20 protein-coding genes are annotated in these 22,617 nt (G+C 70.1%); 5 read left to right on the top strand and 15 right to left on the bottom strand.

What is annotated here, in order from left to right:
- The 3 genes from NE2_RS17805 to dmpG form a co-directional block, all read left to right on the top strand.
- The coding region (locus tag NE2_RS17805; protein WP_063027609.1) for a 2-keto-4-pentenoate hydratase at nucleotides 1-634 on the top strand (634 nt) is incomplete at its 5' end.
- Between the two features lie 5 nt (nucleotides 635-639).
- Complete coding sequence (locus tag NE2_RS17810) at nucleotides 640-1,620, top strand: acetaldehyde dehydrogenase (acetylating) (RefSeq protein ID WP_063027611.1); 981 nt, start codon at nucleotides 640-642, stop codon at nucleotides 1,618-1,620.
- Nucleotides 1,617-2,642 carry a 4-hydroxy-2-oxovalerate aldolase gene (dmpG, locus tag NE2_RS17815; RefSeq protein WP_063027613.1) on the top strand — a complete coding sequence of 342 codons (1,026 nt, stop codon included), beginning with the start codon at nucleotides 1,617-1,619 and terminating at the stop codon, nucleotides 2,640-2,642. The genes NE2_RS17810 and dmpG overlap by 4 nt, the downstream gene beginning before the upstream one ends.
- A 6-nt stretch (nucleotides 2,643-2,648) precedes the next feature.
- On the opposite strand, the gene NE2_RS17820 is transcribed toward dmpG, so the two are convergent.
- Both NE2_RS17820 and NE2_RS17825 read right to left on the bottom strand, forming a co-directional pair.
- Nucleotides 2,649-7,262 (bottom strand): cation-translocating P-type ATPase, encoded by a 4,614-nt coding sequence (locus NE2_RS17820; RefSeq protein WP_063027615.1) that lies wholly within the window; start codon nucleotides 7,260-7,262, stop codon nucleotides 2,649-2,651.
- Between the two features lie 118 nt (nucleotides 7,263-7,380).
- Complete coding sequence (locus NE2_RS17825; RefSeq protein WP_084494124.1) at nucleotides 7,381-8,322, bottom strand: pentapeptide repeat-containing protein; 942 nt, start codon at nucleotides 8,320-8,322, stop codon at nucleotides 7,381-7,383.
- Nucleotides 8,323-8,596: 274 nt separating this feature from the next.
- Here NE2_RS17825 and NE2_RS17830 point away from each other — a divergent pair, with 274 nt between their 5' ends.
- Both NE2_RS17830 and NE2_RS17835 read left to right on the top strand, forming a co-directional pair.
- Nucleotides 8,597-10,531 (top strand): serine/threonine-protein kinase, encoded by a 1,935-nt coding sequence (locus NE2_RS17830; RefSeq protein WP_063027619.1) that lies wholly within the window; start codon nucleotides 8,597-8,599, stop codon nucleotides 10,529-10,531.
- 190 nt (nucleotides 10,532-10,721) lie between these two features.
- Nucleotides 10,722-11,552, top strand: a complete 831-nt coding sequence (locus tag NE2_RS17835; RefSeq protein ID WP_063014195.1) for a YihY/virulence factor BrkB family protein — start codon at nucleotides 10,722-10,724, stop codon at nucleotides 11,550-11,552.
- A 12-nt stretch (nucleotides 11,553-11,564) separates the two neighbouring features.
- On the opposite strand, the gene NE2_RS17840 is transcribed toward NE2_RS17835, so the two are convergent.
- From NE2_RS17840 to NE2_RS17895, 13 genes are read right to left on the bottom strand one after another with little or no spacing between them, the layout of a single operon-like run.
- Nucleotides 11,565-12,323 (bottom strand): DUF6390 family protein, encoded by a 759-nt coding sequence (locus NE2_RS17840; RefSeq protein ID WP_063027623.1) that lies wholly within the window; start codon nucleotides 12,321-12,323, stop codon nucleotides 11,565-11,567.
- On the bottom strand, nucleotides 12,320-13,408 hold the full coding sequence (gene nicT / locus NE2_RS17845; RefSeq protein WP_218018623.1) for a Nickel transporter NicT: 1,089 nt from the start codon (nucleotides 13,406-13,408) through the stop codon (nucleotides 12,320-12,322). The genes NE2_RS17840 and nicT overlap by 4 nt, the downstream gene beginning before the upstream one ends.
- A gap of 43 nt (nucleotides 13,409-13,451) precedes the next feature.
- The gene (gene hypE, locus NE2_RS17850) at nucleotides 13,452-14,537 is read right to left on the bottom strand and encodes a hydrogenase expression/formation protein HypE (RefSeq protein WP_063027627.1); all 1,086 of its coding nucleotides are present in this window, start codon (nucleotides 14,535-14,537) and stop codon (nucleotides 13,452-13,454) included.
- Nucleotides 14,530-15,642, bottom strand: a complete 1,113-nt coding sequence (gene hypD, locus NE2_RS17855; RefSeq protein WP_063027629.1) for a hydrogenase formation protein HypD — start codon at nucleotides 15,640-15,642, stop codon at nucleotides 14,530-14,532. Before hypD ends, hypE begins: the two co-directional genes overlap by 8 nt.
- Entirely contained in the window at nucleotides 15,639-15,974 is a 336-nt protein-coding gene (locus NE2_RS17860) for a HypC/HybG/HupF family hydrogenase formation chaperone (protein ID WP_063014128.1), read from the bottom strand. The genes hypD and NE2_RS17860 overlap by 4 nt, the downstream gene beginning before the upstream one ends.
- A 20-nt stretch (nucleotides 15,975-15,994) precedes the next feature.
- On the bottom strand, nucleotides 15,995-18,292 hold the full coding sequence (hypF, locus tag NE2_RS17865; protein ID WP_063027631.1) for a carbamoyltransferase HypF: 2,298 nt from the start codon (nucleotides 18,290-18,292) through the stop codon (nucleotides 15,995-15,997).
- Complete coding sequence (locus NE2_RS17870) at nucleotides 18,289-18,528, bottom strand: HypC/HybG/HupF family hydrogenase formation chaperone (RefSeq protein ID WP_063014200.1); 240 nt, start codon at nucleotides 18,526-18,528, stop codon at nucleotides 18,289-18,291. The genes hypF and NE2_RS17870 overlap by 4 nt, the downstream gene beginning before the upstream one ends.
- A 2-nt stretch (nucleotides 18,529-18,530) precedes the next feature.
- Nucleotides 18,531-19,007, bottom strand: a complete 477-nt coding sequence (locus NE2_RS17875; RefSeq protein ID WP_063027633.1) for a hydrogenase maturation protease — start codon at nucleotides 19,005-19,007, stop codon at nucleotides 18,531-18,533.
- Nucleotides 19,004-19,123, bottom strand: a complete 120-nt coding sequence (locus NE2_RS37685; protein ID WP_373862256.1) for a DUF6893 family small protein — start codon at nucleotides 19,121-19,123, stop codon at nucleotides 19,004-19,006. The genes NE2_RS17875 and NE2_RS37685 overlap by 4 nt, the downstream gene beginning before the upstream one ends.
- A 26-nt stretch (nucleotides 19,124-19,149) precedes the next feature.
- Nucleotides 19,150-20,439: a hypothetical protein gene (locus NE2_RS17880; RefSeq protein ID WP_063027635.1), complete on the bottom strand. Its 1,290-nt coding sequence runs from the start codon at nucleotides 20,437-20,439 to the stop codon at nucleotides 19,150-19,152.
- Nucleotides 20,436-21,083: a DUF6084 family protein gene (locus NE2_RS17885; RefSeq protein WP_063027637.1), complete on the bottom strand. Its 648-nt coding sequence runs from the start codon at nucleotides 21,081-21,083 to the stop codon at nucleotides 20,436-20,438. The genes NE2_RS17880 and NE2_RS17885 overlap by 4 nt, the downstream gene beginning before the upstream one ends.
- Nucleotides 21,080-21,721 carry a DUF5947 family protein gene (locus NE2_RS17890; protein WP_063027639.1) on the bottom strand — a complete coding sequence of 214 codons (642 nt, stop codon included), beginning with the start codon at nucleotides 21,719-21,721 and terminating at the stop codon, nucleotides 21,080-21,082. Before NE2_RS17890 ends, NE2_RS17885 begins: the two co-directional genes overlap by 4 nt.
- Nucleotides 21,718-22,617: a NifU family protein gene (locus NE2_RS17895; protein ID WP_084494127.1), complete on the bottom strand. Its 900-nt coding sequence runs from the start codon at nucleotides 22,615-22,617 to the stop codon at nucleotides 21,718-21,720. Before NE2_RS17895 ends, NE2_RS17890 begins: the two co-directional genes overlap by 4 nt.

The raw sequence follows: 22,617 nt of genomic DNA on the forward strand, positions 1-22,617 counted from the left end.
GGGCGCCACGATCGTCGGCCGCAAGATCGGGCTGACCTCACCGGCGGTGCAGCGGCAACTCGGCGTCGACCAACCCGATTTCGGTGTCCTGTTCGACGACATGCGCTTCCGGCAGGACACGCCCATCCCCGCGAGCCGTCTGCTGCAACCGAAGGCCGAAGCCGAGATCGCGTTCGTGCTCGCTCACGACCTCGCCGACGGTCCACTCGACGACGACCAGGTGCGCGCCGCGGTCGACTACGCCGTGGCCGCGCTGGAAATCGTCGACAGCCGAATTGCCGACTGGGACATCACTTTCGGCGATACCGTCGCCGACAACGGCTCCAGCGGACTGTTCGTCCTCGGATCGCAGCGCCGCACCCTCGACGAGTTCGAACCCGTATCGGCGCGGATGACCATGTCCATCGACGGCGTCGAGGTGTCCACCGGGACCGGGGCGGCCTGCCTGGGCGACCCGCTGCGCGCGCTGGCATGGCTGGCGCGCACCGCCCGCGAATTCGGCGAACCGCTGCGTGCCAGCCAGGTGATCCTGTCCGGCGCGCTCGGCCCGATGGCCCCGATCACCGCCCCCGCAACCGTCACGGCCGACATCTCCGGGCTCGGCTCGGTGACCGCCGTCTTCATCGAGGAGTGACAACCATGAGCGACGAACGTGGCGCCGTCAAGGTGGCCGTCATCGGATCGGGCAATATCGGCACCGATCTGATGATCAAGGTCATCCGGCATTCGACCGTGCTGGAAATGGGCGCGATGGTCGGCATCGATCCGGAATCCGACGGTCTCGCCCGGGCCCGGCGGCTGGGCGTGCCCACCACCTCCGAGGGCGTGCAGGGGCTGTTGCGATTGCCGAACTTCGACGAGATCGAGGTGATCTTCGACGCGACCTCGGCCAAGGCGCACGCGGCCCACGCGGCGGTCCTCGAGCCGCTCGGTAAACGCCTCGTCGATCTCACTCCGGCCGCGCTGGGACCGTTCGTCGTCCCGGCGGTGAACCTGGACGAACACCGGCACGCGACCGACGTCAACATGGTCACCTGCGGCGGGCAGGCCACCATCCCGATCGTCGCCGCGGTCTCGCGCGTCGCACCGGTCGCCTACGCCGAGATCGTCGCGTCGATCGCCTCGAAGTCCGCCGGCCCGGGGACGCGGGCCAATATCGACGAGTTCACCGAGACCACCGCGCACGCGGTGGAGACCGTGGGCGGGGCCCGCCGGGGCAAGGCGATCATCATCCTCAATCCGGCCGAACCGCCGATGATCATGCGTGACACCGTGCTCTGTCTGACCACGGCACCGGACGCCGCTACGCAGGAGGCGATTCGCGCATCGATCGAGCAGATGATCGCGCGGGTCGCCACCTATGTGCCGGGCTACCGGCTCAAACAGCAGATCCAGATCACCCCGATACCTGCGGACCAGCCGGTGCACACCCTGCAGCACTCCGACCGCGGTCCGGCGCCGACGCACCAGGTGAGCGTCTTCCTGGAAGTGGAGGGTGCGGCGCACTATCTGCCCGCCTACGCGGGAAATCTCGACATCATGACCTCCGCGGCGATGCGCTATGCCGAATCGGTCGCCGACACGATCGCCGCCCCGGCAGAACAGGGAGCCTCGCGATGACCACGCAACTGTTCATCCAAGACGTCACGCTCCGCGACGGTATGCACGCCGTACGCCACCGCATCACTCCCGACGACGTCGGCGCGATCGTGGCGGCGCTGGACGCGGCGGGAGTCGACGCCGTCGAGGTCGCCCACGGGGACGGCCTGGCCGGCGGCAGCCTGAACTACGGCCCCGGCAGCAATACCGACTGGGAGTGGATCGAGGCCGCGGCCGCCAACCTCACCCACGCCCGGCTGACGACCCTGCTGCTGCCCGGCATCGGCACCATCGACCATCTCGAGCAGGCCTACCGGCTCGGCGTCCGCTCGGTCCGCGTCGCCACCCACTGCACCGAGGCCGACGTCTCGGCCCAGCACATCGGCAAAGCCCGCGAACTCGGCATGGACGTCTCCGGGTTCTTGATGATGTCGCATATGGCCGAACCCGAGCAGCTCGCCGAACAGGCCAAGCTGATGGAAAGCTATGGCGCACAGTGTGTTTACGTCACAGACTCCGGTGGCCGGTTGACCCTCAACGGCGTCCGCGACCGCGTGCGCGCCTATCGCCGCGTCCTCGATCCGGCCACCGAGATCGGCATCCACGCGCACGAGAATCTCTCGCTCTCGGTCGCCAATTCCGTTGTCGCCGTAGAGGAAGGCGTCACCCGTGTGGACGCCTCGCTGGCCGGGCACGGCGCGGGGGCGGGCAACTGCCCGATCGAACCGTTCGTCGCCGTCGCCGACCTGTACGGCTGGAAGCACAACTGCGATCTGTTCGCCCTTCAGGACGCCGCCGACGATCTGGTGCGGCCGTTGCAGGATCGCCCGGTGCGGGTGGATCGCGAAACGCTCACCCTGGGGTACGCCGGTGTGTATTCGTCGTTCCTGCGCCACGCCGAGGCCGCGGCGCGGCGCTACGGATTGGACGCGCGCACCATCCTGCTCGAGGTCGGCCGGCGCGGACTGGTCGGCGGTCAGGAAGATCTCATCGTCGACATCGCACTGGATCTCGCGGGCGAAACCAGCGCCGCGACCGCCTGAAAGATATCAATTCGCCGGCACCACAACACTTTCGGCCTCGAGGACGAATTCCTGCGGTTCCGGCACGACCGTGGGCTCGTCCGGCTCGGTCGGCCGGCGGGAGGGCAGCAGGGCGCCAGCGGCGGTCGCGGTCGCCGCCGAGGTGAGCGCGGTGGCCCAGCCCACCGGCCCGAGGGGACGGCAACCGAAATACGTCGACAGTCCGGGTGTCATGACGACCGTGCCCAGGAAGGCCGCACTACCGGCCGCGGTGAGCCACACCTGCGGGCTGTGGCGCGCGGCCAGAACGGTCTGCCCGAGCTGTGTGCCCACCAGCGCGACCAGGGCGACGGTCGCCGCCCGGCGCTCGGTACCGGTCCAGCGGGCGATCGACCACGCCACGGTGGAGGCGGCCGCGGTGGTGGAGCCGCGGATCACGATCGTGCGACGCAGATCGGCCGCGATATCGGTGCGCGGGCGGGAGGCGAGCTGTTCGGCGAGCAGATCGGCGCGCTCCTGGTTGCCGGTCGGCTCCTCGTCGCCGGACCGCTCGGTCGACAGTGCGACGGCCATCGCCGGAAACATGTCGGTGAGCATGTTGACCAGCAGAAATTGCCTGGTGCCCAGCGGGGCCCGGCCCGCGAGCGCGGTGCCGAGGACCGTGAACGCGACCTCACCGGCGTTGCCGCCGACCAGGATGCCGACCGCATCGCTGACGCGCCGCCACATGCCGCGGCCCTCGATCAGCGCGTGCAGCAGCACCAGCGGGTCGGGATCGGTCAGCACCAGATCGGCGGCATTGCGCGCGGCGGTCGACCCCTGGGCGGTGAGTCCGATGCCGACGTCGGCGGTGCGGATCGCGGCCGCGTCGTTGCCGCCGTCCCCGGCCATGGCCACCACCTCGCCGCGCCGCTGCAAGGTGGTGACGATGCGGACCTTCTGCTGCGGGCTGACGCGGGCGAAGACACTGCTGCGCGCGATGAGATCCGACTGGGCGGCATCGTCGAGGTCGGCCAGATCGCTCCCCGTCACCACCGGCTCGGCGTCGATGCCCAGATCGGCGGCGATGGCGGAGGCGGTGACGGGATGGTCGCCGGTGATCATCCGCACGCGAATGTCGTTGCGCTGCAACGCGCCGACGAGCGGACGCGCCTGCGGACGCGCGGTGTCGGCGAGCCCGATGAAGCCGAGCAGGGTGAGTTTCTCGACCGCGCTCACCACATCACCCGGTGCCGCGGACAGATCCCGCCGGGCGACGACCAGCACCCGCAGCCCGCGCTCGGCCATGCGATTGATCATGCGGTCGGCGGCGCGGCGATGGGCGGCGGACATCGGTTCGTCGCGATCGTCACCCTCGTGCCGGGTCCGGATCGCGGTGCAGCGGGCGAGCACGATTTCCGGGGCCCCCTTCACGATCAGCCGCCAGCGCCGCCGCCGCGTCTGACCCAGCGTCGCGGCGTATCCGCGATTCGATTCGAAGGGCAGTTCCTCGATCGTGTCCCAGCGTTCGTCCGAGTCGAGCTGCTCGGCGGCGTCGAGCACCGCCTGATCGGTGGCGTGCACGATCGGGCCCTCGGCAGGATCGGGGCAGGCGTGGGCCGCGGCCCGCAGCAAGAGGCGGGCACGCGGGTCGTCGTCCTCCGGCGACCACTGGTGATCGAGGTCGGCCAGGGTGGTCAGCCGCAGGCGGCCGAAGGTGAGCGTTCCGGTCTTGTCGAAGCAGATGGTGTTCACCCGGCCCAGGGCCTCCACCGTCCGGCTGGCCCGCACCAGCAGGCCGTGACGCGACAGGCGCCGGGCGACGGCCAGCTGCGCCACCGTGGCGACGAGCGGAAGTCCTTCCGGCACGGCGGCCGTCGCGACCGCGACTCCGTCGGCGATGGCCGAGCGAATACGCTGTCCCCGCAACCATCCCAGCGCCGTGACCAGGGAACCGCCGCCGAGTGTCAGCGGCAGGGCCTGATCGCTGAGCGCACGCAGCTGCGCCTGCACTCCGCCCAGGCGAGGCGGCACGGCGACGGCGGCGGCGCGGTTGGTTTCGGTATCGCACCCGACCGCGACGACCACCGCCACCGCGGCGCCGTTCACGATCGTGCTGGCCTCGTACACCATGCAGCGCCGCTGGTTGAGCTCCGCTCCGGGAGTGGCGGGGCTGTCCTTGGTCACCGTGACCGATTCCCCGGTCAGCGCCGATTCGTCGACCTCCAGGTCCTCGGCTCGCAGCAGCCGCGCATCCGCCGGAACGACGTCGCCGGTGCGCAGTGCGATCACGTCGCCGACCGCCAGGGCCGTCCCGGGCACGGATTCGCTGGGCGGCTCGGGATCGTGGTCGAGCGCGGCGCGATCGACGCGGCGACCGGTGATGCGCTCGTGCGCGATCAGGTCGCGCAGCGCGTTCTCGGCGCGTTGCCGCTGCAAGGCCGACACCACCGCGTTGACCGCCACCACGCCGGCCACCAGTGCGGCGTCGCCGGGTGAGCCCAGTACGGCCGAGGCCGCGGCGCCGACACCGAGGATGGGGGTGAGCGGATCGGCCAGCTCGCGGCGCACGGTGGCGAGAAAACGCGTGGCCGGAGACAGGTGCGCGGGAATGCGGGTCAGCGGTGCGGTCCACGACCGCGCGGGAGGTAGCTCGTCGCGTTCGGGTTCCGGCAGCCGCGTCAACACTTCGTCGGGTTCGAGACTGTGCCAGGGAACCAGCGGTGCGCCCGACTCCGGGAGCCGTCCGCGCGCGGCCTGCACGCCCACCCACGTACCCTGCATCAGCCCGCTGGCCTGCGCCGCGGTCACCGGCCACGCGTCGCGGGAACGACCCGCGGCCAGCAGCAGGCCCGCGAGCGAACACGCCGAGAGCGCGAGGACGCGACCGCGCTCGCTGACCTGCCGGGCGGGAGCCACCGTCAGCAGCACGCGCATCACCTGATCGAGATCGCCGCAGACCACATCCGCCACCCACGGCATCGCCTCGACCTCGCCGGCGCTGATCCGGCTCACGCCGATGGCCACATCCGCGCAGTTCAGATCCTCGGCGGCATCGGTGGCGACCAGCGCCACCACATGTCCGTCGGACTGCAACCGCCGCACCAACTCCGCCGCCTGCCGCGACCGCTCGACGAATTCGTCTGCCAGGGAACGCAATTCGACCGCGTCGCGTTGTCCGCGCACGACCACCTTCAGGCCCGAGGCCCGGGCGGTGAGCATCAGCGTCCGCGCGCGGGGGTCGAGTTCGCGGCCGATCAGGACCCGTCCCACCACGTCCGTTCCGTCGCAGACGTCGTACCAGCCGGGAATCGAGTCGGTGCGGTTGCGGTCCGGATCCGGTCGCAGCCGAAGGTCGCCGGTATCCGGTGGCGCAGGTCCGGCCGCGCCGGGGCTCGACCACAACAGTCGCTGAGCGGCGTTCCATACCCGGGCCGTGGTCCATTCGGACTTCTCGGCATCTCCCGGTCCGGTTTCGCCGGTGTCGGCGGCGGTTTCGACATCGAGTACCAGGCGGCCGCTTCCGTACAGCACAGCGCCGTCGATCACCAGGGCGCTCAGCCGATCCAGCCGCCGCCACACCGACGAATCCATCGTCAGCACGCCGGAAGCGGCCAGCAGTGACGACACCGTCGCCGCGAAGCTCTCCCGGCTCGCCCGCGCGGCCTTCGGCGCGGCGATCGTCAAGGCGCGGCCGACCGAGGACAGGCCCTGGCCGGCGGCGACGGCGGCGGCTCCGGCGGCCGCGGCGGCCGACGCCTCGTCCGCGCACCGTTCGACCGGGCCGGGCGGCAGTACGACCGGACGCTCCCGTTGTGGCGGGGCGTGCAAGATATCGCGGGCCCGTCGGTGGCCGTGCTCGACCTCCCACAAGCGCCAACGGGCATGGCGCACACCGTGTTCGGTGACGGCCAGCGCTCGGTGCAGCGCATCGACCAGGACGTTCGCGGGGCTGTCACCGGCGGCCTGCGCCAGCGCGTTGGCGGTGGTCAGCAGCAGATCGGTGCGGGCCCGGCCGAGACGCTGTTCCAACAGCCGCCGGATGCGCGGCTGCGAGTCCGCCAGCGCGACCAGCGACTGCAGCGTCTCCACGCCGTTGCGCCCGGGAATGGCCGATCCGACGAAGGTGACACCGGCCGAGATCAGATCACCGGCCAGTGAAATCGCCGCCGACACAACGGGTTCCAGATCGGCGGGATGTTCCGCAGTCGGATCCCAGACGGTATCGGCGACGCCGGCGTCCTCCTCTGCCGCGGCGATCGCGTCCAGCAGTCCGGGCACCACATCATCGTCGCGAACCGCGGCCACCACATCCCCGGTCACCGCGTTCACCCGCGTCCAGCGCACACCCGGCAGCGAGCCCACCTTCCGGTGCACGGCCTCCGCGACTCGCTCGCTGCGCTCCGAACGCAGGCCGCGCACCTCCACGAGCACGCGATCCTCGACGGCGGCGATCCGTCTGCCGTCCCGGCGCAGCGCAGGGTTCAGCAACGACCGCACGTCGCGCTGCAGCTGCGTGGCGATATCGTCGGCCACCTCGGTCAGCCGCAGCGCGGTCTGCGCCGCCGCCACCGCACGCACGGGCAGCCGCGCCGAGCCGCCGATGAGAGCCGTCCCGGTCCGGCCGGCTCCTGACACCACACCGATCAACGCCTGAAACACCGGACCTCCCAGCCCGTACGAGTACCGTCGTCCCAGCTACTACCCAGGATCGGGGAAGCCAACCGCGATATCGGGAGCCTGAGCGGGGCCGATTGTTTCCACGGCCGACGCGGTGCGGCTACAGGCATGCGGCGACCGGTATCCGGTGGGCGGGGCCGTGCTGCGCGGGTGCGGTGAACGACGGGTCCGCTTCGGCCGATGGCTGCTCCGCGGGCATCGGGTCGAGGAATCGGGCGCGTTCGAAAGAGCTGTCGATGGTGAACGCGGCACCGTCGAACCGGGCCGGCCCGATGAAGCCTGCCGCGCCGAAGTCGGCATGGCCACGGAACTGCGCGCTGTCGAAATACGCCCCGCCGCGGAAGGCCGCCCGATGGAATCGGGCGTCGCCGGAGAAGATCGCCAGTGGAAATTGGGCGCTGCCGCGGAAGGTGGTTCCGTCGAAGCGGGCCCGCTCGAATCGGGCGCCGAAAAATCTGGCGCGATCGGTGAACACCGCCTCCCGGAACCACACGGTATCGAAGGTCGCCGCCTGGAAATAAGTGTCGGCGGAGAATGTCGCGCCGTCGAATCGAGTGTTGCCCGACAGGTTCGCGCGTTCGAAATTCGCGGAGCCGCCGAAAACCGCACCGGTGAAATCGGCATCCTCGATTCGCGCATTGCGGAAATCGAAGGTTGCGCGCGACCAGCTTCGGCGCGCGCCGCGGCGGAGGTGGTCGGCGATGACGGACGTGATGGTCCGCCGAACCGTCCGGTCGTATCCGCCGAGCCGGCCGGCCACGCGGGGCAGTCGAAGATAACCGCAGAGTACGTCCACGCATTGCTGGCGCGGTGTGGCCGCGGACGCGTCCGCGATCTCGGCCAGCGTGCGCACGGCGGAGATCTGCGCTCCGCCCTCACCGGCATAGAGTTGCGCCGCCGCCGACACGAACATGTCGGCCAGTTGCCACGGCCACCGGAAACGCTTGCGCCGAAAAGAATTCACCGAATTCGCGTCGCTGTCGAGCAATAGATTCGCCGCCGCGGCCACCGGTGCCGGCCGGCGTTGTACGAGCACTACCATTCGAACCTCCTAAACGCCTGCAACGCCCAGAAAAGCTCTTCACTCGCTGTAACGACGGTATAACCGCTCGACATTCGCCATAACAATCGTCACCGAAAAGTAATCGACCGGCTACGGCGCGCCGGTCGACCTGCGCGGGATCGGGACGCTCGTGGCAGACGGAAATCGCTGTCGGATAACCGTCCCGCCGCCTCATTCGAGACCGGCCGATTCCCAGCCCGGAGCGCGATAAAATTCGCCATGTCTCGATGTCTCATCCCGGAGTGACCAGCACATGGGCGCTCGACCGGAAGGCGATGCCACGGCCGCCTTCGACCCGTCGGCCGATCGGGCGGTGGATACTGCGCCGCAACCCACCGCGGCCGAGCAGTCCGCCGGCGCGACCAGGCCGCGCCCGCACGCGTCCCCCGCCGCCGATCTCGAGCCCGGCGACCGGATCGACGATTTCGATCTGCTGCTCGAGCTCGGCCGCGGCGCGTTCGCCCAGGTGTTCCTGGCCCGGCAGCGGTCGCTGCAGCGACTGGTGGCGGTGAAGATCTCCGCGGACCACGGCACCGAACCCCAGACCCTGGCTCAGCTGGATCACGAATCCATCGTCCGGGTGTACGACCAGCGGGTGCTGCCGGACCGGGGGCTGAAACTGCTCTACATGCAATACGTTCCGGGTGGCACGCTGGCCGCGGTGCTGACGCGGGTCCGCGCGACCGCGCCGGAGCGACGCAGCGGGCGGCTGCTACTGGACGCGGTCGACGAGGCCTTGGCGGACAAAGGCGAGATCCCCACCTCGAGCAGCCGCGCGCGCGACGAGATCGCGGCCCTGTCCTGGCCGGAAACCCTCGCCTGGCTCGGCCGCCGGCTCGCCGAAGCCCTCGACTACGCCGAACGACGCGGTGTGCTGCACCGCGATATCAAACCGGCCAACGTCCTGCTCTCCGCCGACGCCGCACCCAAACTGGCCGACTTCAACATCAGCTTCAGCAACCACATCGCGGGCAGCAGTCCGGTGGCGTACTTCGGCGGATCGCTGGCCTACATGTCTCCCGAACATCTCGAGGCGAGCCACCCGCAGCTGTCCGGCACGGTGGACGACCTCGACACGCGCAGCGATATCTACGCTCTGGGCGTCATGCTCTGGGAGTTGCTGACCGGGCGACGCCCGTTTCCGCAGACCGCGGCGAAAAATTCGCAGGACTCGGTCGAACAGCTCCTCGACATGCGGCGCCGCCCGATCGCGCAGCAATTCCTCGACGACCTTCCCGCCGACTGCCCGGCCTCGCTGCGCCGCGTGCTGCTGACCTGCCTGGCGCCGCGGCGCACCGATCGCTGGGCCAACGGCGCGGAGCTGGCCCAGCAATTCGAGCTCTGCCTCGACCCGCGGGCCCGGGAGCTGGTCGACGCGCCGCCGGACAGCCACCGCCCGCGCGGGCCGCTGTGGCCGATACCGATTCTCGCGGTCGCGATCGCCGTGCCCAATCTGGCCGCTGCGTGGTACAACTACTACTACAACAAGACGCTGATCGTCAGCAAACTCACGCCCGAGATCCAGCGCTCCTTCCACGATGTGGCCCAGGTGCTGTATCCGCTGGCCATCGTGGCGGCCACGCTCCTGATCCTCTACATCGCGCGCCGTCTCATCGAGGTGTCCATCGGACTGCACAATGGGCGTGACTATCCCGAGGCCGTTCTCACGAGCGCTCGCATCGATGCGCTGCGGCTCGGCAACCGGGTGGCGGCCATCGCTTTCGTGTTCTGGTTCGCCGGTGGCGTGATATTTCCGGTGATGCTGAATCTCGTCGCCGGCGGCGTGCCGCGCGGCACCTACACGCATTTCCTGCTGTCCCTGGTCGTCTGCGGTGCGGTCGCCCTGACCTACCCGTACTTCGCGATCACCTGGTACGTGGTGCGGTTCCTGTACCCGCTCTTCCTGGCCCACGGACGGTCCGCCGCCGCCGACGTCGAACACCTGCGCCGGCTCGCCCGGCGTACCGGCATCTACCTCACCGCGGCCGCCGCCGTACCGCTGGTGGGTGTCACGGGCATCACGTTCCTGCCGGCGCCGGATATCGAATCCATCATCTGGGCGATCCGCATCCTGTGCGTCGGCGGCATCATCTGCTTCATCCTCGCCTACGTGTGCTACGAGGTCATCGGGAAGGACCTGCGGGCACTCGAACGCGTCGCCGCCGCATCCACCACCGACACGGAATAGGCGAGCGCCGGCCGTGCCCTCTCCGCGATCGCGGGCAGCGGTGCGTGGCGGGATGCGGTAGTGGTATTCCGATACCAGGCGCCGGCGATCCGACTGTGCGCGGATCGAAAACTGCTGGGAGGTAGCGACTGTGGCGGTCGGATCGGAGCCCGCGCTTCGGTACCGGGTGTTTCGCCGGGCCGAGGTCAGGGTGCTCCTGCGTACCGTGCGGGCGGCGTGGTCGGATGAATTGTCCGATTGGGCGGCGGCATTGACGTACTACAGCATGTTGTCGCTGTTTCCCGCCCTGCTGATCGCCATCGTGGTGCTGAGCATCGCCGGCCCCGCCCCCGCCGACTCGCTCGCGGGCGCGGCCGGGCGGCTGGGGCCCGGCGGCGGCACCTCACTGATCGCCGAGTCGATTCATCATCTGCAGTCGGTCAAGTCGCTGTCCGGTCCGATGGCGGTCGTGGGCCTGTTGTCGGCGTTCTGGACCGTATCGACCTATCTGGGGGCGTTCATCCGGGCGGCCAACGCCCTCTACGGTGTGCGGGAGAGCCGATCCCTCTGGCGCACACTGCCGCTGCGCTTCGCGCTGGGTCTGGTGCTGGTGGTCGCCGTGGTCGTCACCGTGCTCGGCTTCGCCATCACTCCCGGCCTCGCCGAACACGCCGGCAACCGGATCGGCATGGGTTCGGCGGGCCTGCTCGTCTGGTCGATCGTGAAGTGGCCGCTGCTGGCCCTGCTGGTGAGTGTCGCACTGGCGCTGCTGTATTGGGTCGCGCCGAACACCGAGGGCCAGCGGTTGCGCTGGCTCACCTCCGGAAGCGTGATCGCCGTGGGCATCTGGATCGCGGGGTCGGCCGGACTGGCCCTGTACGCCGCGCATTTCGACTCGCTCAATCGCGTGTACGGGTCACTGACCGCGGCGATCGTCCTGCTGATGTGGTTGTGGCTCACCAACTTCGCGATTCTGCTCGGCGCGGTCGTCGATGCCCAGATCACCCGGCAGCGAATGTTGCGCGAGCACCCGGGGCCGTGATCGGCACCGCGGTCACGAGGCTCGCGACCGCCCGGCGGCCGGTGGCGCGGAGTGCGGGTCGAGCCGGCGGTTGGTGGCCGCCAGTTGCCAGGCCGTCGCTGCCTCGAGCCGGTCGACCCGGGTGGGGTCGAGCCGGCCGCAGATGTGGTCCCAGTGCAGCGCGAGATGGTCGCCCACCTCGAAATCGGCGGCATCGATGCCCGCACCGGCCAGCTCGATGCGGCGCGGCATCGCCGCCGAGAGCGACAAGTGCGAATCGCTCCAGCGCAGCCGGCGCACGGAAACCGTCGCGGTGGTGGCGTCGCGCGCGTGGACCCGCGCCCAGCTGATCCGGCAGTTGTCGAGCACGCGCAGCGGCAGGTCCGCGGGACCTCGGTCGAGCAGACGGGTCCACGGATAGATGCCGAACACGTGGAAGTTGTGGTTGGGCGCACTTTCCGGCGCCAGCTCCGGGCCCAGATGGCGCCAGTACCCGCCGGCGATCGGTCCGATCATCGACAACAGCTCCGACAGGAATTCCGCGCGGTCGATGCCGGCGCCGACTCCCCCACCGAGCCAATAGGATTCGACCAGTCGCGGGTCGAGCGGATCGCCGATCCCGGTCATCGACGACAGCACCCGCAGATACGGCCAGGCTCCGGAGAAGCGCCGTGCCACGGCCCGGATCTCGGCATCGGTCCCGCCGGCCAGCGCGGGGGCGTCGGCCGGGCCGCAGTAGCCCAGCGCGTTCGGCGCGTAGGTGTACCGCGCGAACATCTGCGGCCCGCTCATGTCGGGCCCTCGTGGGCCGCACGCGGGGATTGCCCGCGCCGCCACAGGATCAGCGCCAGCAGCCAAGTCGCGAGGAACAGCGCCACCACGGCGAAACCCATCGCTCCCAGATCGAGACCGCCGATCCAGGCCAGCGGGCCGGAGGTGATGCCCAATGCGCCGGTGACCACGGAGACGATCTCCTGGGCGCCGATCAGCAGGGCCACCGCGACCGACAGCCCGGTCACCAGCAGGTTGTAGTAGATCTTGCGGGCCGGCGCGGCGCAGGCCCAGCCGTAGGCCGCGTTCATGCACGCCCCGTCCAGCGAGTCGAACAGAGTCATACCGGCTGAGAACAGCAGCGGCAACACCACGATCGCGTACCACGGCAGATCGGTGTCGGCCGCGGCGCCGCCCGCGAGCACCAGCAGGCTCACCTCGGTCACCGTGTCGAATCCCAGCCCGAACAGGACACCGATCGGATACATCTGCCCCGGCTTGCGCACCGCGCGCACCAGCGGCGCCAGCACCCGGTTCAGCGCCCCGCGCGCGTACAGCCGGGAATCCAGGTCCCGCTCGTCACCCTCCCCTCGGCGCACCGCGCGCAGTGCCCGCCCGATACCGATGAGCGACACCAGGTTCAGCACACCGATGAGCAGCAGGAAGGTTCCCGAGACGCCGCTGCCGAAGGTACCGGTCCAGCGCCGCAGTCCGGAGCCGTCGTCCTCGACGCCGGAGGCCAGCACCCGCGCGCCCAGTGCCAGCGCACCGACCATGACGAAGACGACGGTGGAATGGCCGAGCGAGAACCAGAATCCGACCGACACCGGGGTCCTGCGCTCGCCCACCAACTTGCGGGTGGTGTTGTCGATCGCGGCGATATGGTCGACGTCGAAGGCATGCCGCATCCCCAGCGTGTAGGCGGTCACACCCAGGCCGGCACCGAACACCACGTTCCCCACCGCGTAGTGGTTCGGGATGACCAGGGCTGCCAGTAGCCCCCAGCCCGCGACGTGCAGCGCGACCACCGTCACCGCCATACCGGTCACGCCGCGGCGCCGGGCGCGCTGTTCTCGCGCCCACTCCCGAGGGGGCGATACCGTCATCGTCGGCCGCATCGTATCTCCCGCTCGCGCCCCCACCGGACGCTCAGCAGATCCGCGGAAGCTGTTCGCCGGCGGGCAGATCCACCACCCGGGTACCGCCGAGGGCGGTGCGCGCGACCACCATCCCGGGATGTTCGTCGACGCAGACGCCGATCGCACAGGCCCGCGCGCCCAGCGGATGGGCCCGCATGGCCGCCAGCGCGCGGTCCGCGTCGTCGGCGGCGACGAAGGCGATCGCCTTCCCCTCGTTGGCCACGTACAGCGGATCCAGTCCCAGCAATCCGCAGGCATCGCGGACCGCGTCCGGAATCGGCAGTGCGCGTTCGTCCAGCCGCACACCGACATGCGCCGCTTTCGCGATCTCGTTCAGCGTCGCCGCGACCCCGCCGCGGGTGGGGTCGCGCAGCATGTGCACGTCGGCGCCGGTCTCGAGAATCGCGGCCACCAGACCGTTCAGCGCGGCGGTGTCGCTGCGCACGGTGGTGCCGAATTCCAGGCCCTCCCGGCAACTCATGACCGCCACCCCGTGCACGCCGATATCACCGCTGACCAGCACGACGTCGCCGGGCCGGGCGCGCTCAGGGCGGATGTCGACCCCCGCGGGCACCAGCCCGATGCCCGCGGTATTGACGAAGATGCCGTCCCCGTGGCCGGAATCGACCACTTTCGTATCGCCGGTCACCAGCTTCACCCCGGCGGTGACGGCGGCGGCGCCCATAGCTTCGGCGACCCGCGCGATATCGGCCAGGTCGGTGCCCTCTTCCAGGATGAACGCCGTCGACAGCACCAGGGGCTGCGCACCGGCCATGGCCAGATCGTTCACGGTGCCGTTGACCGCCAGCTCACCGATCGTGCCGCCGGGAAAGACGAGCGGTTTCACCACGAACGAATCGGTGGAGAAGGCCAGCCTGGCGGCCCCGACCTCGACCACCGCCGCATCCCCGAGCGCGGCGTCGGCGGCGGCGCCGAAGGCGGGCAGGAACAGATGCTCGATCAGCTCGCCCGACATCGCACCTCCGCCGCCGTGCGCCATCACGATGGTCGGCGAATCCCGCAGCGGCAGCGGGCACACCCAGCTGTCGGCGTCGAATACCGGTGCCGGGGTGGAGGTTCCGGCGTGGTCAAGCATGAGCCACCTCCGCCGGCAGATCCAGGCGGCGATACAGGTAGTAGGCGGCGCAGGCGCCCTCGGAGGACACCATCGTGGCGCCCAGCGGATTACGCGGTGTGCAGCGGGTGCCGAACGCCGCGCAATCGGTCGGCTTGATCAGCCCCTGCAGAACCTCTCCCGAGCGGCAGACCGACGATTCGGCGGTGTGGATATCGCCCACGCTGAATCGGTATTCGGCGTCGAAGTCGCGATAGCGCGGCGAGAGCCGCCACCCGCTGCGCGGAATGACGCCGATGCCGCGCCAACCACGGTCGGTGACCTCGAAGACGTCCTGCAGCATGGCCTTCGCGGCCGGATTGCCCTCGGCCGGTACCGCACGCGGGTAAGCGTTCTCGACGTCGCAGCGTCCCTGTTCGAGCTGGAGCACCGTGCGGCGGATACCCTCGAGAATGTCCAGCGGCTCGAATCCCGTGACCACCATGGGAACTCGATACTTCCGCGCCAGCGGCGGGTATTCGCCGATACCCATCACCGAGCACACGTGACCGGCGGCCAGGAATGCTTGGACCCGGCAATCCGGGGATTCCATGATCGCGGCGATCGCCGGCGGGACCAGCACGTGCGAGACCAGCAGCGAGAAGTTCTCGATGCCCAGCCGCCGGGCCTGATACACCGTCATGGCGTTGGCCGGGGCGGTGGTCTCGAATCCGATCCCGAAGAACACCACCTGCCGATCGGGATTCTGTTTGGCGAGGGTGAGGGCATCGAGCGGCGAATACACCACTCGTACGTCGCCGCCCTCGCTCTTGATCCGGAACAGATCCTTGGAACTGCCCGGCACCCGCAGCATGTCGCCGAAGGAGCAGAAGATGACCTCCGGGCGTGCGGCGATCTCGAGCGCCTTGTCGATCACCTCCAGCGGTGTGACGCAGACCGGGCAGCCGGGGCCGTGAATCATCTCGATGGTGTCCGGCAGCAGCTGGTCGATGCCGTGCCGGATGATCGAATGCGTCTGCCCGCCACAGACTTCCATGATCGACCAGCGGCGCGAGGTCGCGGCGCGGATGCGTTCGAGCAGACGCTGAGCCAGTTCGGGATTGCTGAATTCGTCCAGGTATTTCATCGGTTCACCTCGTCGTCGCGGGCGGACTCCGACGGTGCGCCGGAGGTGGGATCGGGAAGGCCGGACTGCCGGGCGGCGATGGCGAATCCGTCGCCGAATTCCTCGTTCAGCACACCGAGGTGTTCGAATTCGGCGAGAGTGGCCAGCGCCGACTCCTCGTCGAGGCGCTGAATGGCGAATCCGACGTGCACGACGACGTAGTCGCCGACCGCGGCATCCGGAATGTATTGCAGGCATACGTCTTTGTGGACACCGCCGAAGTCGACAACCGACATCAGCGTGCCGTCGCGCTCGTACAGGTCGAGCACCTTCCCCGGGACTGCCAGGCACATGATCGGTTCCTTCCTTTCGCTCATCGAGCCCCGGCGACGAGCAGCTGCCCGAATGCCAGGCCGCCGTCGTTGGGTGGCACTCTGTGATGAGTGATGACCTGAAAACCCTCGTCCCGCAGCCGTTTTCGCGAGAGTGAGAGCAGCAGCGCGTTCTGGAACACGCCACCGGAGAGGGCCACCGGCACACCCGGTTCACCGAACCGATGCGCCAGGGCGGCCACGAGTTCGGCGACCGCGACGTGGAAGCGCGCGCCGACGAGGTCCGCACCGGCTCCCGCCGCGAGGTCGGCGACCACCGCCGCCAGCACCGGAGCCGGATCGATTCGCGCGGCGCCGTCGGGATCCGCCGCTCCGAGCGCGAATCGGTAGCCGTGGCCGAGATCCGCGTCGCGGGCGCGGGCCTCCAATTCGATGGCGGCTTGGGCCTCGTAGTCGACCACGTGGCGCACGCCCGCCAGCGACGCCACCGCGTCGAACAGCCGTCCCATACTCGAAGTGGGAACGCAGCCCAGCCCGGTGCCGAGTTGGTGTGCGAGGACCCGGCGCTCGGCGGGCGGGCACGCGGCGACCGAGGCGAGGGATTCCTCCCACGGGATGCCGGCGGCGTGCAGATGGGCCAGCGCCATCCGGTAGGGCCGGTGCACGCTGGCGTCACCACCCGGTAGCGCGACGTAGGCCAGATGCGCCAGGCGGCGGAACCCCTTGTAGCCGGCGGCCAGCACCTCACCGCCCCAGATCGCCCCGTCCGGGCCGAAACCCGTTCCGTCGAAAGCCATTCCGAGGACGGTCGACGAGCCGGGCAGGCCGTGCTCCCCCATCACCGCCGCGATGTGGGCGTGGTGATGTTGCACGGTGTGTACCGGCCGTCCGGCCGCGGCCCGTCGCGCCCAGGCGCTGGAGCGGTAGCCGGGATGGGCGTCGACCGCCAGCCGCGCCGGGTGCACTCCGGTCAGTTCCTCCAGATGGTGTTCGGCGGCGCCGAATGCGCGCAGCGTGGCCAGATCGTCCATATCGCCGATGTGCTGGCTCAACCATGCGTACCGGCCCTCGGCGACCGCGCAGGTGTTCTTCACATCCGCGCCGACCGCGAGGACGGGCGCCGACTCCTGCGGCAGCGCCAGTGGCAGCGGCGCGTACCCCCGGGAGCGGCGGATCGGCAGTTCGATGCCGTCGACCAGCCGGACCACCGAATCGTCGCAGGGCACGAGGATGCGGCGGTCGTGGTCCAGCACGGCGTCGGCCAGTTCCGGCAGCCGCCGCGCGGCGTCCTCGTCGGTGTAGCAGAGAGGTTCGCCGCCGAGATTGGCCGAGGTCATCACCAGCGCGAATGGTCCGGGCGAGTCGCCGGGCAGTCCGAACAGCAGCAGGTGCAGCGGAGTGTAGGCCAGCATCACCCCGAGATCGCGAAGGCCCGGCGCCACCGCATCCGTCAGCACGTGCCCGCGCCGCGGCAGCAGCACGATCGGGCGCTGGGGTCCGCTCAGCACCGCCGCGGCGGCCGCGTCGACGTGTGCGACGGCGCGGGCCGCGGCCGGATCGGCGACCATGACGGCGAAGGGTTTGGCGCCGCGGCGTTTACGCACGCGCAGCCGCGTCACCGCATCCTCGTCGTCGGCGGCGCAGGCGAGGTGATAGCCGCCGATCCCCTTGACCGCCACGATTCCGCCCTCGCGCAACGTCTTTCGCGCGGCGGCCACGGGATCACCGGTTCCCGGACCGGAGTAGCGCAGGGTGGGCCCGCATTCCGGGCAGGCGATCGGCTGGGCGTGGAAGCGGCGATCACCGGGATCGTGATACTCGCGCGCGCAGCGCTCGCACATGGCGAACTCGGCCATCGACGTCCGCTCGCGGTCGTAGGGCAGACTCGCGATGATGGTGAATCTCGGCCCGCAGTTGGTACAGGTGATGAACGGATGCCGGTAGCGGCGATCGGCGGGATCGGCCAGCTCCCGCGCACAGTCGGCGCAGATCGCCACATCGGGCGAGGCAAGGGTGCGGCCGCTGCCACGGGTCGTGCCGGCGATGTGGAATCCGGTTCCGCCGCGCACCGGCAGATCGGTGCGCTCCACGGAGTCGACCACGGCCAGCGGTGGCGGCCGGCGGCGCACCCGATCGGTGAATTCGGCCAGTGCCCAGGGTGTTCCCTCGATGTCGACGATCACCCCGTCGCTGTCGTTGGCGACACTGCCGGTCAGCGCGAGTTCGGCGGCGGTGCTGTAGACGAAGGGCCGGAATCCCACGCCCTGCACCACACCGCGCACGACCAGCCGGCACCGAGCGCGCCCGGCGTCGGCTACTCGCGCCGCCTCGGTACTCACGGTTCGCCCCGGCTCAGCAGTCGCAGTCCGGCGAGCGCCTCGCGGGCACCCGCCTCGTCGGTGCGCTCGACCGCGAGGCCCATGTGGATGATCACCCAGTCACCCGGTCCCACCGGATCGTCTTCCAGCAGGCCTATATTCACCTTGCGCTCGGCGCCGGAGACATCGACGAGAGCCAGCTGACCCGCGTAGCCGTCGACGATCTCCACGACCCGGCCCGGAATTCCGAGGCACACGATCACACCTCCGTTCGCGACATCCGCAGTTGCGCGACCAGCCGCGCCACGGTCTCGGCGCCCTCGTCGACCGCGGCCGCCACCGGTTCGGACAGGCCGATCCCCTCATCGGTCGACAGCACCTGACAGCCCACGACCACGGTGGGTGGCACGACCCCGCCCAGCGCCCGCACCCCCGCGAACACCGCCGCCGGATCCATCCCGTGGGCGTCCAGACCGGCCGGCGCCTCCTGGTCCGGTTCGGCGCGCAGCACCTCGATGCGGCCCGCCGCGCCCCGATTCGGGACCGCGTCGACCAGGACCAGCGCATCCCAGGGATCGAGCAGGTCGTAGGCCAGATGCATACCGCGGATGCCGTAGTCGACCACCCGCACGCCGTCCTCGCGGTCCGGCGGTATCCGCCGCACCACCTCGGGGCCGAATCCGTCGTCGCCGAGGAAGATGTTGCCGATTCCGGCGACCAGCACCCGGCTGTTCACATGCGCCGCATTCGCAGATAGCGGCGCATATCCGGAATCGAGCGGATTCCGATCAGCGCCAGGACGACGACCGCCGCCGCGACGACTCCCGTCGCCACCATTCCCACCGTCTCCATGACATCCGTCCTTTCCTCCGGCCGCGCTACTCGCCCGGTCCGTCCAGCGGTTCCAGTTCGTCGGGATCGAAATACAGGTAGCGCCCGTACCATTCGTGCAGATCGGCTCCGGGATCGTCGGCGATGACCACACCGACATGGGTGCGCCCGTCGACGTCGGCGTGCACCGAGGTGACCCGTGCGTCCCTGCCGTCGAAGAACATGTCGTGGATGTCGGCGCGCCGGGCCGGATGCAGCCGGACCATGCTCCCCTTGCGCACCAGCGTCCCGGCGATGGGCACGGCGTCCGAATCGGGCCGCACCGCACCGTCGGCCACCGGATCCCACCAGTCCGTCCCGGGCGGGATCTCCGGCACCAGCCGGTTCTGCTCCCCGCCCGGGTCGCGCAGCACGCCGTGTAGTCGCGCCATCTGCTCGGCGGTCATCGCGTCACAGCTGTCGACGATGCGGGCCGCGCGTGGATCGGTGGCCCGCGCGGCCGCCTTCTCCTCGTCGGTCATGGCCATGACGCGCAGGGTGAGGATCTCGTCGATCTCGGTGGCGTCGTAGAGCGATTCCTGGCTCTGCTCGGCGATTTCGGGATGGTCGTAGAGGATGATGGGCGAAATCAGCATCAAGCTGCGGTCGCCGGGCGGGCCGGCCAGTACCGGGAAGCAGCGATGCTGGACGCACCGCGCCACGGCGGACTCGGCGTCCGGCGGCGGTTCCAGCAGCGAGACGAATTCCGCGCCGCCGGCCTCGGCGATCACGTGCGCGCCGAGCATCGAGCGAGCCAGGGCGTCGCGACGGTCGGTAGCCGGTTCCCCGGTATTGCGCACGGTCACAGTGAGAATCGGATATCCGCCCTCGGTCGCGACGGCGAGCTCGAATTCGCCGCGCAGCGGCCGGCGAGTACGCACGATGTCCGCGCGCCCGGTCGCCGGATCGGCGAGGGGTTCGGTGTCGCGACCTCCCGGAATCTCGAACGGCACCGTCGTGGCGACCGGAGCGCACGGTCCGACGGTGATCTCCCGTTCGACGGCCTCGTCCCAGTCGGGCCAGGTGGTGCCCACGGCGGCGCGATGTTGCAGCTGCAGGAACCGCAGTGTGAACCGCAGGACCGGGTCGCCGTCCGGGGCTATCGGCATCTGCCCGGCGAGTTCGGACTCCTCCCCCAATCCGGACCCGTGCGCGCCGACCGGACCGAGGACGCCGAATTGCCAGCGGCAGCGGTTCTTTCGCGCGTCGGCCCGGTACGGGTAGAGCAGATAGCCCTCGTAGAGCACCGCGTCGGCGACCGCGCGGGCTCGTGCTCGGCTCGATCCCGCGGTACTCACGCCGACTCCTGCGCGCTCGCGAGCAACCGCGCGACCGTCTCGTCGAAACCGAGCAGCCCGTGCTCGCCCTTGTAGGCCGCGAGCGCGGCCAGGGTGTCCTCGTGCAGCCGCAGCCAACCCGTGGCCGGGAAGTGGGCCGCCATCAGTTCCCGCCACACCGAGACCGGCATCCGGTAGCGGTCGTCTCGGTCCCAGGGGATCTGCTGCACGGCGAAACCGTTGCTGCCACGGATGAATACGGTCCCGCTGAACAGGAACAGCAGCGGCACGTCGCCGTCGCGCAGCGCGTGCAGATACTTCGATCCGGCGACCTCGAGGTCGTAGGTGCACGGCATCGGCAGATCCACCTCGGCGCCGCCGGTGAAGCCGGGAACCGTGGTCGCGCAGTGCATCCACAGGAACGAGCGCTGGGTGTGGTCCCAGCGGTCGCGCGGACCGAACAGATCCAGCAGTCCCGCGCTCTCGGCATCGGTATAGGTCCGGCGGTTCGGTTCGATGCGCACCTGGGCGCGCAGCGCGATGGCGTGGACGGGTTCGGCACCGACGGAGGCGATTCCGATCCGCGCGGACAGGATCGGAGTGACCGTGTACGGTTCGGGCTTCAACCCGAGCACCGCGAAGGTGGTGGCGTAGGCGGGGCTCACGGCGCCTCCCCAGGATCGAAGGCCCGGGCCCGCGCCGTCGTCTCGGCGAAGAATCGCGCCATGTAGTCGCGCACGTCCGCACCGCCGTCGAAACCGCGCCACAGCAGGCGGATCCGGCCCACGAACTCGTAGCAGGCGTCGATCGGCAGCAGCAGGCAGCGTGCGGGCACGTCGCCGTCGGGGACCTGGATCAGCAGCGCCTCGACATCGTCGGCGAGATCGCCGAATTCCGGATGCCGCTCCAGGAATGTCGCCCAATTGTCCAGGGGCAGTTCGGATTCGGTGGCTCCCGCCGGTCCCGGATAGAACGCGACGGTGCGCCCGGCCGACGAGCTGTGGAAGAAGAAGGCAAGGCCCACAGGGATTTCCAGGCCGTCCCACTCCGGCAGGCTCATCCGGAAATCCGGGAACGAGACGTATCGCCGCGGGACCGCCCGGTAGCGCAGGGCCGCACCTTGATCGGTGAACAGCAGAGAGCAGCCCCGGCAGACGCACAACATGCGCCGGCTCTCGGTGTCGACGACGTGCGGATGGTCCGCGCCGACTGGTTCCGCGCACATCTCGCACCGCTCCCCCGCGATCGGAGTCGGCGGGCGTTCGGCCGCGAGGCGGCGCAGGGCGCGCACGGTCGGATTCATCCGCCCACCCCCACCGGAATCGCCACCGACAGTTCGCCGTCACGCACCAGCACCGGCAGCGGCTCGAGATGACCGGCCCCGTCGAGCCGGGCGCCGCCGTGCACGACGTCGAAGTGGGCGCGGCAACCGGGACAGCGCAGCACCGGATCGCCGCGGACCCCGCGGTGCAGAACCGCACCGGCCAGCGTCCGATCGCAATTCGGGCAGTGATCGCGGTAGACGTAGATCTCGTCGCCGACCCGGCAGGCGAGCACACTCAGCCCGGCCAGCGCGAATCCACCGACCTCACCGGCGGCCAGTCCCGCCAATTCCGGTGCGCCGATCCAGTTTCCGCCGGATCGCACGTGCGCGAACAGCGTCTCCGGGGCGATCACCGCGGCGTCGGCGCCCGCCTCGGCGGTGACCACCTCGATCGCGGTGATCTCCGGGGCGGCCGCGCGCACGGCGTCCTCCACCGCCAGTTCCAGTGTCACCGAGGACGACGGGCAACTGCGGCAGCTTCCGGTCAGCTCCAGCCGCACCACCGCCTCCGCGGTGACCTCGAGCAATCGCACGTCGCCGCCGTGCGATCCCAGATACGGCCGCACACTGTCGAGCGCGCCGGCGACCCGGGTCGCCACATCGTGCGGATGCAGGCCGTGCACCAGCAGCAGACTGGCGATCAGGTCGTCGTCGAGCAGTCGCTGCACCGTGGCGTCGTCCAGGACGGCGAGGATTCGCCGCAGGCCGGCGCCGTACAGGTCGACCACCTCGCCGACCAGCGCCTCGGCCCGTTCCCGAGCCGCCGCACCGCCCGCGGAACTGGCATCGAGCAGAGTCTCGATGCGATCGCCCGCGCTGCGCCACCGGTCGTCGCCGACCGTCGCAGCGGACTCACCGTCAGGACGCGTGGATAT

The sequence above is a fragment of the Nocardia elegans NBRC 108235 genome, assembly GCF_001612845.1.
Lineage (GTDB): Bacteria > Actinomycetota > Actinomycetes > Mycobacteriales > Mycobacteriaceae > Nocardia > Nocardia nova.

Bases quoted from the DNA above. Each gene is read 5' to 3' on its own strand.
- hypE (WP_063027627.1), bottom strand. From the start codon at position 14,537: ATGCTTGACCACGCCGGAACCTCCACCCCGGCACCGGTATTCGACGCC.
- NE2_RS17810 (WP_063027611.1), top strand. From the start codon at position 640: ATGAGCGACGAACGTGGCGCCGTCAAGGTGGCCGTCATCGGATCGGGC.
- NE2_RS37685 (WP_373862256.1), bottom strand. From the start codon at position 19,123: ATGGAGACGGTGGGAATGGTGGCGACGGGAGTCGTCGCGGCGGCGGTC.
- NE2_RS17830 (WP_063027619.1), top strand. From the start codon at position 8,597: ATGGGCGCTCGACCGGAAGGCGATGCCACGGCCGCCTTCGACCCGTCG.
- nicT (WP_218018623.1), bottom strand. From the start codon at position 13,408: ATGACGGTATCGCCCCCTCGGGAGTGGGCGCGAGAACAGCGCGCCCGG.
- NE2_RS17890 (WP_063027639.1), bottom strand. From the start codon at position 21,721: ATGAATCCGACCGTGCGCGCCCTGCGCCGCCTCGCGGCCGAACGCCCG.
- NE2_RS17840 (WP_063027623.1), bottom strand. From the start codon at position 12,323: ATGAGCGGGCCGCAGATGTTCGCGCGGTACACCTACGCGCCGAACGCG.
- NE2_RS17825 (WP_084494124.1), bottom strand. From the start codon at position 8,322: ATGGTAGTGCTCGTACAACGCCGGCCGGCACCGGTGGCCGCGGCGGCG.
- NE2_RS17860 (WP_063014128.1), bottom strand. From the start codon at position 15,974: ATGTGCCTGGCAGTCCCGGGGAAGGTGCTCGACCTGTACGAGCGCGAC.
- dmpG (WP_063027613.1), top strand. From the start codon at position 1,617: ATGACCACGCAACTGTTCATCCAAGACGTCACGCTCCGCGACGGTATG.
- hypD (WP_063027629.1), bottom strand. From the start codon at position 15,642: ATGAAATACCTGGACGAATTCAGCAATCCCGAACTGGCTCAGCGTCTG.